The following is a 14,559-nucleotide window of genomic DNA, read 5'->3' on the forward strand; positions in this document are numbered from 1 at the left end:
AAAATTAACTCCCGCCAAAATATACATGTCCAACCATATAAAACAAAGAAACCAAAGAATATGCGCCCAGAGGGTGATGTGTAACGCGTAATGTATAGTTGTTTTATACAATTGCATTTCTGAATTTTGTTCATTCAAGGCTTTCACCTCTCCTCTATCGCACAATCAAATATAAGCAGGAGATTTCACAAAGGGATTTTCAACAATAATCAATGCTTTAATATATAAGATTTCCAAATATGTAGATCTTTAGTCTTATTCTATCATTATTACTACTCGTTGTCTTATAATTCATTTGTTTAGTATGAAAATTTTTTATGCTTATTTATAGAAAAAGACCGCTTCTCAGCGGCCTCCTTTTACTTTTTATTTATTTGCCAATATACATAGACTGAGGCCGTATAATCCTGTTGTTTTCCCGTTGTTCTGCGATATGAGCACTCCAGCCAACACTTCGTGAAAGAGCGAATGTGGGAGTAAACAAGCTTTTAGGAAGATCGACTGCCTTTAAAACAGCGGCTGCATAGAATTCTACATTAGTATACAGCTCTCTTTCCGGCTTGTATTCCTGCAGCAGCTGCACAGCCTTTTGTTCAACATGATAAGCAGTATCAAGCCAGTCATTTTTACCTGCAATGCTTTCGCATATTTTCTTCAATGCCTCTGCCCTCGGGTCTGTCGTTTTGTATACCCGGTGGCCGAAGCCCATCAACCGCTCCCCGGCCTCTATTTTCGTCCGCAGCCAGGCTTCTGCTTTTTCTTTCGCTCCTATATCTTCAAGCATATCAATCACCCCGCCCGGAGCGCCTCCGTGAAGCGGCCCTTTCAACGCTCCGATCGCTCCGGCTGCTGCTGAAAAGAAATCTGATTCTGTGGAAGCAATCACTCTGGAAGTAAAGGTGGAAGCGTTCATGCCGTGCTCCATCGTTAAAATTAAATACGCTTCAAGTGCCCGGGTTTCTGCCTTCTCCGGTTTTCGGCCGTGAAGCATATACAAATAATTAGCAGTATGAGAAAGGCCGGCGTCCGCATGAACAATTTCTTTTTGCTGAAGCAGGCGGTGACGGCTTGCGATGATGACCGGAAGTACAGCAATCAGCCGTTCAGCCTGGCTGCGTGCAGGCTGTTCGAGCTGCTCCCTTTCTGCCAGTGCAGCCACTGAAGCCTCGAGAACACTCATCATATCCAGATCATTGGGAAAATGCTCAATCATCTTATGAATGTGCTCCGGCACCTTCCGCTTATTTTTTAGCGATTCTGTAAATGTCTGAAGCTGCTCTTCACTGGGTTTTTCTCCTTCAAGCAGCAGATAAGCAGCTTCTTCAAACGACGACTCAATTGCTAAGTCTGCTGCCGGATGTCCTCTATAAATCAGCCTTCCCTTTTCTCCGTCGACCATACTGACAGCAGTTTCGGCAGCAACTACATTCTCCAGTCCTTTTCCTCCCATTGCTCCGTCCTCCTTTATAATAGCTGTTACATTTAGTTTATCGCGGGTATACAATAATATATATTAAATAAAGTCACTATTATTGATAATATTTTATTATTAAAAGAGGTACGTTATGAAGATAGAGTGGCTGGAGACGTTCACTACCGCAGCTGCTTATGAAAATTTCCGTCAGGCGGCTGAAGCACTTTTTATTACTCAGCCTGCGGTAACTATCCATATCCAGAATCTCGAAAAGCAGCTGGGATTTAAATTATTTGTCTCCAAAGGCCGACGGGTTGCCTTGAGTCCGGACGGACGCCGATTTCTTCCCCACGCGCAGGCTCTTCTCCAAAGCTATCGCTCGGGACTCGATGATATGGTGCAGTGGCGGCAGGGCAAAACACGAACACTGACGATCGCCGTTTCCCCGCTCCTTGCGGTGTCGATGCTTCCTCAAGTTATTCGAAGCTTCACAAAAACCTATCCGCACATCGACGTGGTTATCGACGTTCAGGATTCAGCTCTCATTGAACGCCGCCTCCATGACGGTTCTGCCGACATCGGTCTTTCTCTGCTTCCTGCTTCTGGCAGCGGTATGCACCACGAGCTGCTGCATCAGGAACCGGTGCTTTTAATCGCCCCTCACGACGGGGGTGATGCTGAAACAGCTCTTCCGCTCGATAGCGCGGAGGTCCTGACGGAAAATGTTGTTTTCACCTACAACCATCCAGGCTATTGGGAAACACTGCTTCGAAAGCTGCGCACCCGCTTTCCCACCCTGCAGACGATGGAGGTTTCCCAGAGTCACGTAACAAAACGCTTTATCGAGGAAGGGCTCGGTGTTTCTTTTCTTCCCCGTTCTGCAGTAAGGCGGGAGCTCGCAGAAGGAAGAGTGCTTCATGTGGATGCCCCGGAATTCGACCTTCCGCAGGCTTCGACTCACCTGCTGTATAAGTACACCAGTGAAGAAATTATTCAGTTTCTTGCTTATGTATAGAAAAAAGCGCCGGCTTTTCCGCCGGCGCCGTTGATTTCTCATTATTCGAAGCTTTCCTTCAGCCATTCAAGAAAGAGCTCATAATCCTCTTCTACCCGCTCCTTGTAAAACCTTGACCATGTAACCATTTCCTCAATAAAAATTTCTTCGTCATCTCCAATGGCTTTTAATATTTCATTTTCGCTGTGATAATCAAGCAGCCCCTGAGCAATATCAACATCCGCCCGGGCATGAACCTTTGCCGATATTTTCCCCATAGTTTTCACCGTACGGTGCATTCGTTTTGGCTTTTCCAAATGCTTGCTCTTTAAATCTTTGTCGTACGGTGACCGTTCCCGTACGTAGTAGTCACGGTTCTGAAGCGTAAAATAGCCTAAATAAGGGTCAGCCAGGTGGTGCATCGCCCGCTGGGTTTTAATTACCCGCTTACCCTGATGCTTATTTGTCGTCCAGAACGTTTCTTCATACGGAAAAAAGTAAGCCGGGATCGGCGTCCGCGCTTCCTTTGCTTCCAAAATAACATGGTCCTCTCCGCCTTCAATCAAAATGTAAAAGCGCTTCAGACCGGTGGACCCGATGCCGGCTCCTGTCTTTTTCACTATATCTTTAATTTCATAATGCCCTTCGCTCTGATAGCTTTCCTCTGCCAGACTGCCTAAATACTGATCCCAGATTTTTATTATTTCCTGGTGTTCTTTGTCAGTCACTGAATCGAGTTTTGATTTTTCCCGTTCAAATACACGGTCGCCGCTGTCATTGACAATGGTCTGCTTGTCGAGCTCATGAGTAGCTTTTCGGTCCTCAAGCTTTTCAAGCGTCTTTTTGATTGGCTGCTTTGTATTTTTTGAAGTAAACTGTGTTTCCACCGGATTCTTTTTACCTTTTTTAAATTTTTTCAGACGCTTGTAGTACGCTTCTAAATACGTCCGCACTAAAGCGTCCCGCTCCTCATCGCCAAATCCCTGCTGCACGGCAAACAGCCGGATACTGACCACCATACGGAGCACGTCATACAGATAAGAACCAAGATAGCCCTCATCAAAATCATCCACATCAAAAACAATTTCTCCATTTTCATTCTGAAAGCTGCTGAAGTTCTCCATATGCATATCGCCCATAATCCAGGTCGGCCTGTCTTCTGGTGTATGATGCCGGAACGGAATGTTAACTACATCGTAGTAAAACAAATACGCACTCCCCCGGAAGAAGCTGTAGGGGTCCTGCTTCATCTTGACGTATTTCGCCTTGCGGCGGGTTTTATTCAGATTCATCAGACGGTCATCGAATTGATCCAGGATGGTAGCGAGCGTCTGCTTGCGAAGGTATTTTTTCGTCGTGTAAAAATCCAGTTCTTTATTATGTTCCGCCATAATATCTCCCCTTTTGATGAATTCCATTATTTTCTATCGTACCATGTTAAAGCGCGGGTATCGTCTTCCGTCTTTTTCTCTTTGTATCCTTACTGTTCTTCGAAGCCTGGTTATTTTTATGCTACAATCACTTTAATCTATGCTACTAATCAATAAAGAAGGTCTTTGTATGTTTTCTGATTCTACATGTGTGCAGCCGGTCTGGCTGCGTCTTTTTGTTACTGCAGCAGCTGCCTGCGCCGGTGGCTTCTTCTTTTCCCTCTTGAATATTCCGGTGCCCTGGCTGCTCGGACCGATGGCGGTTGTGTTGTTTCTTTCGAAGCTTCCCCGCGCGCAGATGTACTGGCCACAGTCTTTTCGTAATACCGGATTAATAATTGTCGGCTATACGATCGGCCTGGCGTTTACGATGGAGACCTTTTATCAGATCGGCACTCAGCTGCCGATGATGATTGGGCTGACGATGCTGCTTCTTTTGTTTTCCGGATTGATGGCCTTCGGGTTTGCTTCTCTTTCCGGGGTTTCCCTGCCCACGGCTTTGACCGGAAGCATTCCGGGCGGTCTGTCGCAGATGGTGACTCTCGCGGAAGAAGAAAAGCAGATTGATATTACGATCGTGACCTTTATGCAGGTGACCCGGATTATTTTAATAATGTTTTTAGTCCCCGTGCTTGCGGTGAGTCCTTTATTTACAGACGGAAATGCGGCGTCCGGCGGAAGCTCCGTTCAGACCGCGGCCTCCTGGAACGGCCTTTTTCCTTCAGCTCTTCTGTTTCTTGGCCTCTGCCTCGCCGCGGCCTGGACAGGACAAAAGCTCCGGCTGCCCACGTCCTATATGCTCGCTCCTATGCTTGTGATGATTGGTGTTACGCTTGCCGGATTGCAGGCGCCAGCCCTTCCGGTTGTCATAATGAACGGAGCCCAGCTGTTGATTGGTACTTACTTCGGTCTGCTGCTCCGGCCCGAACAGCTTCAGCATAAAGCAAGAATTGGAGCGCTGACCGTAACGGGCGGAGTCGTTCTGATCGCCGGGGCATTCAGTCTCAGCCTGATTTTGGAGCACCTGCACCATGTTTCTCCCGCTACTGCCTTGTTAAGTCTAGCTCCCGGCGGCATGGACCAGATGGGCATTATCGGCCGGGAGGTAAACGCCGACATTTCCATTGTCATCTGCTACCAGCTGTTTCGCATTCTGTTCATTTTTATAGCCGTGCCCCCAATACTTCGGTGGCTGTTTAAATGGATCAGAAAAAGAGAGGCATTGAAAAATTAAAAGTATCCCTCTGCCTTTTACCAGGGCGAAGGGATACTTTTTAGTGTTATTCATACTCGGAATAGTTTTCAGCTACCTCCAGGTCCTTTTTGAAAAAACTCTCCGGCTTGTACCCGAGCTCCGTAAGCGCCAGCCGTTCTTTAAAATACTGCTCAAGCTCCTTATCCGTGCAGTAGATAAAGCACCCTTTCTGCCCTCTCGTCATTAACGTCCGGTAGGTGTTCCGGATAATTTCGTCGGCAAGCTTTCCGGCTTTTTCCGGCTCCTCCTTCATCATTTTTTTGATCCCGCGCAGCGATTGATCGGTTTTGGCCCGTTTCGTATAATCGGTCTGTACTTCCCCGTTGCGGTACACGAGGTCATCCCCGATAATAACACCCACGTAATCGAATTCGAGCCCCTGGCACGTGTGAATACATCCTGCTTCTGTGACAGAGCCAGCATCAATGGCCCATGTATTAGAGGTATCGAGGTTCCAGCTGATGCCAAAGCTGTGCCCGGGAAGTGTAATGTCGTGCGCGTCCGAGTAAGCCCGCTCTTTTTTAGGCCACTCCCAGCAGTATCCGGCGACAAGCCTTGCTTTGTTATTTCGCTCGTTCAACGAAGCAATCGTTTCGTACAAGGCATTTGGATCACTGAATACCCGAAAATCGTAATCGTTTCCCATGAAATGTTCATTGGCTGTTTCCCGAATACCGAGCGTATCATCCACCCAGGCCAGGTACCCGTCGGAGCCGTTGCAGCGGAACTGGGAGGCAAGCTTCATCCGGTGCAGGGCGCCTCCTGCTTGCTCAGTGAATGCTTCGATTTCCTTCGTCGTCCCCACGTCCTTTAAAGTGACCCGCTGATGTTCATCCATGAAAAATACCGCCAGCTTCGATGTATGGATAATTTCTTTCATCTGGTTTTCTCCGAGATTTTGAAACAAACCGGACTTTTCATTTAAGCGGTGGGCTTCATCTACGACCAGCACATCTAGTTCATCCTTCGGCCGGTCCACATAGCTGCCTGACCCCTTAAATAAATTATCAATATGGGTTTTGCGGTAGTCCTGCTTTAGTTTATTGGCATACACGTTTCGCGGCGCTGAATTTTTCGTTACATACTGGACAGTTTGATTTCTGTTGGTCAGCTCCACCAGAAGGTTAACCGCAAGCACCGATTTCCCCGTCCCCGGGCCGCCTTCAACGACGAGCACCTGCTTGGTATTCGTGCGTTTTGCTTCTTCTGCGAGCTGCAGCGCTGTTTCGTATACAACCTTCTGGTCGTCAATCATCAGAAATTCATCGTTTCCCGCAAGCATGCTGTTCAGCGTATCCTGAAGCGATTTCGACGGGCGGATTTTCCCCTTTTCAATTTTGTAGATATTTTCATTGTTATCCCCATGCGTCAGGTATTGTTTAATAAACGCGCGGAGCTTGCCGGCCCCTCCCTTTGCAAATACAGGAGCCTGGCCCACGTAATAGGTGTAGACATCATCGGTGAGCGGTTCATTTTTCGGCTGCAGCAGGTAGTTATGTAAATAAGCGCATGGGTGCAGTTCAATACGTTCCTTTTGTACATTTTCGTTATAATCTTTAATCAGAGAGGCGTATGACCAGGCCTGATAGGAAGGATGAGTTGTTTCCACCAGTCCGCCTCCCATTGCCGTTTTAACGATCGCTTCTTTCCCCGTAATTTTTTCCGCCCTGCTCCACTGCTTCAGCTCGACAATAACGATAGCAGGATCATTATTATTTTTGCCCGATATTAAAAAGTCCACCCGCTTTGACGTATAAGGAATTTTAAATTCAATCGCAACTCCGGCATTGTCCGGAATTTCGTCATCCATCAGCACACGGTACATGTACTGCATCGAATTATCCCAGGACCTAACCTCTGCTTCGTTGATTTTACCGACCTTGGACGTATAATTGCTGCATATGTTGGTAACCAGTTCATCGTGAAAAACATCCTCAAGAAATTCTTGTTTATTTGCTTCGTAGACGATCAAGGTCAAAGCTCCTTTCAGCTGGCAAAATGAATATAGAGTGAATCAGTTTTCACTATCATATCACAAGGGAAAAGCTTTTCCGTTTCCTTAAATTTTTTTGCTAAACTGTAGATATAACCTTTAGGAGGTGCTTATATTGAAACTACAGTTAAAAGTGCGGCTTCTGGACACGAAACCTCCTGTCTGGAGAAGATTTGAGCTGCCGTCTTCGTTTACATTTTTTGATCTGCATAACTTAATTCAGGCAGCTTTTTTATGGGAGCAGAGCCACCTGCACACCTTTTACCTGCAGGATAGCAGTGATATAAAACACCAGGAGTACAAGAAAAAGGTAAAACATTTCGAAAAAGAGGTTCTTGAACCAATGAAAAGCGCCCGCTCAATGGACCAGAACGAGTACCTGAAGATGAAGCAGCGCATGGCGCCGGACCAGCCTGCCGTATATGAAATTACGAGCATGGACTTACCGGATATCGAAGAAAAACCAGGCGTATTTGATGAACGAAATGAAACGATCTTCGACTGGCTCTGGAAAGAGGGGCAGAAGATCAGCTATTTATATGACTTCGGAGATGACCACGGGCACGAGGTTCTGCTCGAACAAATCATAACCGGAGAATCTGTCGACCCTTCTCCTGTATGTTTAAACGTGACAAAGCCTAACCCCCGTGCAGAGGTTTCTGATGACACATGGCGGACGCCAAAGGGAAATTTCAGCGAAACGAGGTTCCGCCATTACTTAAACGACCTGCTTTACTTCGTTGAAAATTTCGGCACTTCAGATGAATCGGATTGGGAAAAGTTTGTTCCTCTTCCCGGCGTAAAGGAGAACGACCTTGCCACGTTAGGAGAATGGGCAGACCTGTTTGATGAAGCAAGGGAGTTCTATTGGGACGCTCCGTGGAGGGATATTGCCTCTGCCGACCTATTCGGTTTCACGCTGCCGGAGACCGGGGAACGCTTTATTGCCAGTGTGCTCGGAGATGAACAGGAGGTCTACGGGTTGGCATTGTATACCGGAGATACAGGAGAACGGGCTTTATACAGACAGTTTTTCGATCCTTCGTTTACTGCCGATGATTTGGAAGCACTGTTTCTTTCATTTGACGATATAGAGGAATTGGAGCCGTCCGATCACCAGTTGATCATTCAGACTGGCTACGCATTCCACGACCATGATCGTTGGCCGACATTCAGACAGCTGACGCCTGGAAAGAGCCCCCAGTTTTTACAAGCGCACGACCTTTTTGCCTTTTTGCATGTATTGCCGCTCGTGCCAATGATACTGGATTATTTTGACTCCAACCCCCAGGCCTTGAACGGAGCCGAAACGAATGTAATTCCTGTATTCGACGAGGGGGAGCTTCGAAATTCCTACGAGAAAGTTCATAATGTACGCCTCGAGCCCTTGTTTTCTATAGAGGCCGGCGGCCAAGGTCCACCAGTTGCCGGAGATGTCGAGGTCCCGGACAACACGTCCTTAGAGAAGCTTCCTATGCGGAATACTCATTTATACGGAGGCATATTCAGGGTGGGTTCCGTTACCCTCGGCAATTCCCCCTCAGGCTCCCCGGTTCATCCGTGGATATGCATGTTTGTAGACAAAAAATCGGAACTAGTGCTCTCTCACGACATCGCCACCAGCCAGGAGGAGGCTTCAGCACAATTCCTGCAAAAATTTAACCAGCTATGCCTGAACACCTTCCAGGGAGTGCCTAAATCGGTCACCGTTACCGGTTCTAAAGCAGCCACCTCCTTAAAAACGGCAATTTCACGTGTACCGACTGTCATGCATACGAAAAAAAGAATTGCGGTGCTTGAAAATCTCGTAAACGATTTAATCAAACAGCTTTCACGATACTGATGCACACAACTTGTTGCGCTTTTAATCAGCTTTCTGCTTTAAACACGACGTGAACCGGGCGGCTTCTGAGTATTAACAGCAGCTGCTCAGACATATAATCCGGCTGGTCTTCAAATCCTCCGCGGACCCATTCGACAATCATTCCGAAAATGGCGTGAGAATGATAGCCGGCCTGAAGCTTCCGGTCGATACCATCGTCTTCTGTGGTTTGTAAAAGATCCTCGAGCAAGAGGTCCCGGAGAATCGAAGCTAATTTGTACTGAAAGCCGTTGAGAGCATTTGAGGCAATAACGAGGGTATAGAACCGCTCGTGCTTCAATACATGCTCGAATATTTTCACTGAAGACACCGTTAATTCCGGCAGCTCCAGCATTGCTTTACTTTTATACGGCTTTCGGAATGCTTCCTTTAAATCAGCTGTAACCCCGTCCATGATTTCTTCGAGGAGCTGTTCCTTGTAATTATAGTGCTTATAAAACGTCCCCCGGTTTACATCGGCCCGCTGGACAATGTTTGTGATCGTAATGGATTTAAAATCTTTTTCCTCCATCCATTCAAGCAGCGCCTGCTGCATCGCTTTTTTTGATTTTTTCACTCTCCGGTCTGTGGCTTCAGAGGATGATTTCATAAACCTCCTCCTTTCTTCTATAATTTTAAAATTATAAACAATAGCACCGACATTTGTATACTAACCGACAATAGGCACTGTTTTTGATGATTGTAGTTAAAGACATGTGTCTATTATACTACAATTAGAATTAATTATTGAACAAGTGTTGAATAAATTCAATTTGTAAACGAATACATTAACCCGGAGGAGGAAGAAAAATGAAATTACAATTAAAAACGGCCGTAGTGACCGGAGCTGCATCGGGAATGGGGAAAGCGATCGCTGAACGATTTGCTGCTGAAGGAGCAAAAGTGATTGTGGCAGATGTGAATAAGCAGGGAGCCGAAGAAGTGGCCGAATCGATTACATCAAATGGAGGCACCGCTCAGGCGGTGGAAACGAATGTGACGAAGATCGAGGACATCAAAAACATGATCGATACAGCCGTTAACGTTTACGGCACCCTCGATATCCTGGTCAACAACGCTGGGATTATGGATGGTATGGAAGCGGCCGGGGACATTAGCGACGAAAAATGGGATCTGCTGTTTGATATTAATACAAAAAGCGTAATGCGTGCCATTCGTTACGCGCTTCCGATTTTCCTGGAAAAAGAAAAGGGCGTTATTATTAATACCGCATCAACCGGAGGCTTAAATGGAGGGCATGCCGGAGCGGCCTATACGGCTTCAAAGCATGCCGTGGTCGGGCTGACTAAAAATACAGGCTTTATGTATGCAGATAAAGGCATCCGCTGTAATGCCATCGCTCCGGGAGCAGTCCAAACCAACATTGGCTCTACAATGAAGGAGATGAGTGAATTCGGCTCCTCCCGGACTCAGAAGACCCAGTCACTGATTCCCCGCGTCGGCCAGGCCGACGAAATTGCGAGTGCAGCACTGTTTTTAGCTTCCGACGATGCTGGATTTATCAACGGCACCGTGCTAACCGCAGACGGCGGCTGGACGGCTGGTTTTTAAAGGGCGGCCTGCCTGCTTACGCAACAAAGCAAAACGGTTCCGGCTGCTTGCCGGAACCGTTTTTGTTTCATCAGGAAGAACCACAGCCATAGCATAATGACACCACCACCGAGATTGTGACAGCTTGCTGAATAATCCACAAAATTATTTGCATAAAGGGAAAGCTGAAAGGTTTAATCTCTCACATAAGCTCAACGACTCGTGAACTGACCAGTATTTTCTTCCATTATGAGAAATAAAACAATGCAGAAAAAATTTCTACTTCAATTCACAGGACAGCTGTAGCTGCCAGTCCAATTTAGCTATCACTCGCTGGTTATTTATCTTTCCGGCCAGCAAATGAAACTTATTATTTTTTTGGCTGTACGACCAGCACAGCATAACCTTTATCTCCAGTGAAATGCCAGGCAACAAACACTTCTGTTATTTTACCGTCAATAAAAGACTCCAGGCTGGCTTTGTGAATCATCCGAAGCTCTAACGGCTTCTTTACTTCTTTTAATTCATTTGTGTAACCGGCTGCGATCAGCTCTTTTTCGATTTCAACAAACACACCCGTCCTCTTAATGACAATAGTACGCTCATTCAGCCAGAAGGATTCTGTCGTTGCCGGTACCTTCTGCCCCCACTCACTGAATTCAATAACTTTGTCGTTAAACCGCTTATGATCCAAATGCGCCGGCCACTTGGCCTGGCATTCCGAAGTGTCTTCGGACATAATACCAAGGATAACCCCTCTTTTTTTATGGAGATCCCAGTCGAAATACATTTCCTGAATAGTAATCCCGGCAATAGCCTCCAATTGGGCACGTATTTCCGTCTGCAGCTGGTCGAATAAGAGATCTCTCGTTTCTTCCACACGCTTGTTCTCGCTTTGAGAAACCAGAATAGCTTCCATTGGTGCCAAAAAATCCCGCAAATGAATAACCAGGAAGGGATGTTCAAGCGTAACATATACAGACGTGGGTCCTTTTCCAAAATTTTCTCTGATTAGTCTGCCAATGTAGCCTGCAATTTCCCCATGTTCATTTTTTGTCTCTTCCATCCTACTGGCCCCTTTTGAAAAACAAATGGTTATACAGTTTGGCGCTCAACTGCCACCTGCTCTTCTGAATATGTGTCTTTTTCGTTCAGCTTTCTCCTCCCTTCAATCGCTGTTTCGATAAGAAACACTAGATAATTTTCACTCCTAATAGGTTTAAAAAACACAAAAAAACCACAGAGAAAAAACCTCCCTGCAGCTTATTCATCAGCGCTAATTGTCTGATGACTTCCGCTCCGTGTGGCAGCAGGCCAATATTGGACCAACCTTCGCCTGTTTTTAAAAGCATACCAAAATAGGCAGGCACTGCCTGCTTTTTCCTCTACAGTCTTTTTGCCCCGCTGTCCATTATTTTTCTATATGAATAACATCATGCGGGAAAACAATCTCACCGGGCAGTGCATTACTGGCGCTTTTGTCCAGAATGTTAACCGCCATCAATAGGTAAAATTGTTTTTGTATGCTTTTCGTACGCAGACTTGTGACCACGTGTCTACTCTATCATACTAGGTATATACATCATTAACAACAAGTGTACTTGTTCATTTTTAATATTTACTTTTCATAAAAAAGACCAGGAATCTTTATTCCTGGTTCCGTCTATAACGTATAAAAAACTCTTCCTGCCGGCGTAGGAAGAGCTCTTTTACGGAGAAGCCACCGTTCTATGTGCCTTCCACTTCATATGATACGCTTAGTCTTTTCTAAAGTAAAAGAGGGCGCTCGAGTCTGCTAGGTCTCGGATACAAATATGTGCTGCTTTATCATAAATTCAAAAATCCTTGGTACAATAATAATTTTAGTCATAGCCCTTTAGTTTCATTAAACCGGTAATCCGTATTTAAAAAGCTCATTTGGTAGTATAATGGTAATAAGTTAGGAAGAACCCTTCTTCTTAAAAAAGGAGATCTTATGGAACAACAACAAACTGAAGCCCAATTGATTGCAGCTTATACCGGCAAAGCATTGAGGGATCATTTTGGAAAAGGCCCGGTAAACATTCATGTTTCCTATAAGCGACCTTTTTTAATAATGTACGTTAAAGATTTTTTGGGTCCAATGGAAAATATTCTATTACAGCAAAATGAAGAACAGCGCATTGCGAAATCCAGAAAATTTATTATGAATGAATTCTGCCCACGGATTCAGCCGGACATTGAAGGCATGGTAAATGGAACAATTAAAGAATGGTACTTTGATTGGAATTTAAAGGCGCACAGCGGCATGATCTGGGCGGTAATGGATGAGGAACTGTCAAAAAAGGACTCCTGGCCCAGGCACCTCAGCCAGCGGGCCTTTGAAAGAAAAATCGTGAATCTGAGTATTAAAGGCCAGAAGGAGCCCGCCTATACAAAGGCTTATTGGATTGACGAACGCTCGATAATGGTTTACCGCTTCGGCGTTTTTGTCGAAATTGAGAAGGAACTCATCAAAGCCGGCTTTGAAGAACAGCTTAAAATTGCCAAGCGCCCCATGGAAAGGCGTTTATTCGGTGAAGAGCATATGCAGCCAATTTTGCAGCGGCAAATTACAGATGTATTCACCGACTGGGATTTTAAAGAAGATAAAGGATATATGATTCTTGCTTTGGAACCAGAAAAAAAGAGATAGCCGCTGGCCAGGACTTCGATTCCTGGCCTTTTTATTTACTGAGCACAAACAAGTTTTTAACAGAAAATGCAATAAGGCAGAAATGTTTTGCAAAAATTCGAAGCAAGAGCCGAAAAGAGGGAATCCCCTCCCTTTCGGCTCTAGTTAATGGTTTTGCTTATTATTTTGCAGTACTTCCCGAAAGTGGACGGCCGTTTCCCGGACTGCGTCAGCAGCTTGTGGATAATAGCCGAGTTTCTTTAAAAACGTATGAACCATACCTTTATATTCAACATAGCGTACCGGACTCTCCTGCTCTTGAAGCTTTCTCATAAATTCCTCTCCCTGCGTCCGGAGGAAATCAAATTCAGCCGTTATCACCGTCATCGGGGGATACGTAACGCTTTCCTTACTCCGCAGCGGGGAGACAAGCGGCTGATCGAGTTCTTCAAGATCTTTGACATACAGAGATTGAATAAAGGATAGAGACTCCCTCATTGTTACAAGCTCCTGACGTACAAGCTCTTTGTCCGCACCAGGATTGTACTGTTCCATTTTCCGGTTTCCCCCGGATACATCGGATAGATCCAGCAACGGACACAATAAACTCATATAGCAAATGTGCCAGGATTTTTCACGGCTCAAATGATAAACACCGAGCGCCAGATTGCCTCCAACACTATCGCCCACCAGGCCAACCCGTCCGGTATCGGCGCCGAATTCGTCCCGGTTGTCACATACATAACGTACGCTGTCAAAGCAGTCATTCAGGCCTTCTGCGTATTTATGCTCCGGGGCGAGCCGATATTCGACCGCAATCACTACAGCTTCCGCCTTTTCAGCCAACAGCTTGCATATATTGTCCATTACTCTTTCATCACGTTCAAAAAATCCACCGCCGTGAAAGTAAACAAGCATCGGCTTGGTATTTTTTGACCGGTTATATACTTTCAGCTCTAAGTTTCGGCCCTCTAAAGAAATGAGTTTTGTCTCCACACGAATATCGGGACTTAAATCCCGGCTCTCTTTTTCTTTACGGTTGCGGATGATTTCAAGGTCGTCGTGCGACATAGGGCGTCTCAGCTCCGGGTCGGTTTCCTGCTCCAAAAACTGCTTCACTCTCGGATCAAAACCCTCTTCCTGCTCAAAAAACGGGATGCTTTTTGAAACTAATTCTGCGCTGCCTTCTTTCACAAACGATGATTTTTCTTTCAAGCGCTGCACAAGCTCTTCATGACTGTGATCCATAGGTGTCAGATCCTCCTAAATGAGAATAAAATAAATTATATTATTACACATTTAATTCTTAATTACCATTCCCCGGAAATTTATGAGAGCGTAAAATATTTTGTGTAAACGAGCGAACACGAAAAAAGGAAGTCCTTTTCTAGTAGAATGAAGTTAGCCG

The 14,559-nt window shown here is 45.7% G+C and carries 12 protein-coding genes; 5 read left to right on the forward strand and 7 right to left on the reverse strand.

The genetic code is table 11. From position 1 onward, the window contains the following. Positions 1 to 370: 370 nt before the first annotated feature. Entirely contained in the window at positions 371 to 1,450 is a 1,080-nt protein-coding gene (locus Q0757_RS16590; RefSeq protein ID WP_298789236.1) for a citrate synthase/methylcitrate synthase, read from the reverse strand. 115 nt (positions 1,451 to 1,565) lie between these two features. Between Q0757_RS16590 and Q0757_RS16595 the strand changes: the two genes are divergently transcribed. Further along, positions 1,566 to 2,429 carry a LysR family transcriptional regulator gene (locus Q0757_RS16595; RefSeq protein WP_298789237.1) on the forward strand — a complete coding sequence of 288 codons (864 nt, stop codon included), beginning with the start codon at positions 1,566 to 1,568 and terminating at the stop codon, positions 2,427 to 2,429. Between the two features lie 41 nt (positions 2,430 to 2,470). On the opposite strand, the gene Q0757_RS16600 is transcribed toward Q0757_RS16595, so the two are convergent. Further along, the gene (locus Q0757_RS16600) at positions 2,471 to 3,799 is read right to left on the reverse strand and encodes a DUF2252 domain-containing protein (RefSeq protein ID WP_298789238.1); all 1,329 of its coding nucleotides are present in this window, start codon (positions 3,797 to 3,799) and stop codon (positions 2,471 to 2,473) included. Positions 3,800 to 3,968: 169 nt separating this feature from the next. Here Q0757_RS16600 and Q0757_RS16605 point away from each other — a divergent pair, with 169 nt between their 5' ends. Then, positions 3,969 to 5,072: an AbrB family transcriptional regulator gene (locus tag Q0757_RS16605; protein ID WP_298789239.1), complete on the forward strand. Its 1,104-nt coding sequence runs from the start codon at positions 3,969 to 3,971 to the stop codon at positions 5,070 to 5,072. 46 nt (positions 5,073 to 5,118) lie between these two features. Here the strand turns inward: Q0757_RS16605 and Q0757_RS16610 are convergent, their stop codons facing one another. Then, positions 5,119 to 7,065 carry a DUF2075 domain-containing protein gene (locus tag Q0757_RS16610; protein WP_298789240.1) on the reverse strand — a complete coding sequence of 649 codons (1,947 nt, stop codon included), beginning with the start codon at positions 7,063 to 7,065 and terminating at the stop codon, positions 5,119 to 5,121. Positions 7,066 to 7,201: 136 nt separating this feature from the next. Between Q0757_RS16610 and Q0757_RS16615 the strand changes: the two genes are divergently transcribed. Next, positions 7,202 to 8,929: a plasmid pRiA4b ORF-3 family protein gene (locus tag Q0757_RS16615; RefSeq protein WP_298789241.1), complete on the forward strand. Its 1,728-nt coding sequence runs from the start codon at positions 7,202 to 7,204 to the stop codon at positions 8,927 to 8,929. Between the two features lie 25 nt (positions 8,930 to 8,954). On the opposite strand, the gene Q0757_RS16620 is transcribed toward Q0757_RS16615, so the two are convergent. Beyond that, positions 8,955 to 9,557, reverse strand: coding sequence for a TetR/AcrR family transcriptional regulator (locus Q0757_RS16620; RefSeq protein ID WP_298789242.1), 603 nt, complete (start codon positions 9,555 to 9,557; stop codon positions 8,955 to 8,957). Between the two features lie 200 nt (positions 9,558 to 9,757). Here Q0757_RS16620 and Q0757_RS16625 point away from each other — a divergent pair, with 200 nt between their 5' ends. Continuing rightward, positions 9,758 to 10,519, forward strand: coding sequence for an SDR family oxidoreductase (locus tag Q0757_RS16625; protein ID WP_298789243.1), 762 nt, complete (start codon positions 9,758 to 9,760; stop codon positions 10,517 to 10,519). 349 nt (positions 10,520 to 10,868) lie between these two features. Here the strand turns inward: Q0757_RS16625 and Q0757_RS16630 are convergent, their stop codons facing one another. After that, positions 10,869 to 11,564 (reverse strand): DUF2294 domain-containing protein, encoded by a 696-nt coding sequence (locus Q0757_RS16630; RefSeq protein WP_298789244.1) that lies wholly within the window; start codon positions 11,562 to 11,564, stop codon positions 10,869 to 10,871. A 127-nt stretch (positions 11,565 to 11,691) separates the two neighbouring features. Then, positions 11,692 to 11,850 (reverse strand): hypothetical protein, encoded by a 159-nt coding sequence (locus Q0757_RS16635; RefSeq protein WP_298789245.1) that lies wholly within the window; start codon positions 11,848 to 11,850, stop codon positions 11,692 to 11,694. 623 nt (positions 11,851 to 12,473) lie between these two features. On the opposite strand from Q0757_RS16635, the gene Q0757_RS16640 reads away from it, so the two are divergent. Then, positions 12,474 to 13,172: a Na-translocating system protein MpsC family protein gene (locus Q0757_RS16640; protein WP_298789246.1), complete on the forward strand. Its 699-nt coding sequence runs from the start codon at positions 12,474 to 12,476 to the stop codon at positions 13,170 to 13,172. A gap of 144 nt (positions 13,173 to 13,316) precedes the next feature. Here Q0757_RS16640 and Q0757_RS16645 read toward each other — a convergent pair whose 3' ends face one another. After that, complete coding sequence (locus Q0757_RS16645) at positions 13,317 to 14,399, reverse strand: alpha/beta hydrolase (RefSeq protein WP_298789247.1); 1,083 nt, start codon at positions 14,397 to 14,399, stop codon at positions 13,317 to 13,319. Positions 14,400 to 14,559: the final 160 nt, after the last annotated feature.

This window comes from uncultured Marinococcus sp. (assembly GCF_947493875.1).
Lineage (GTDB): Bacteria > Bacillota > Bacilli > Bacillales > Marinococcaceae > Marinococcus.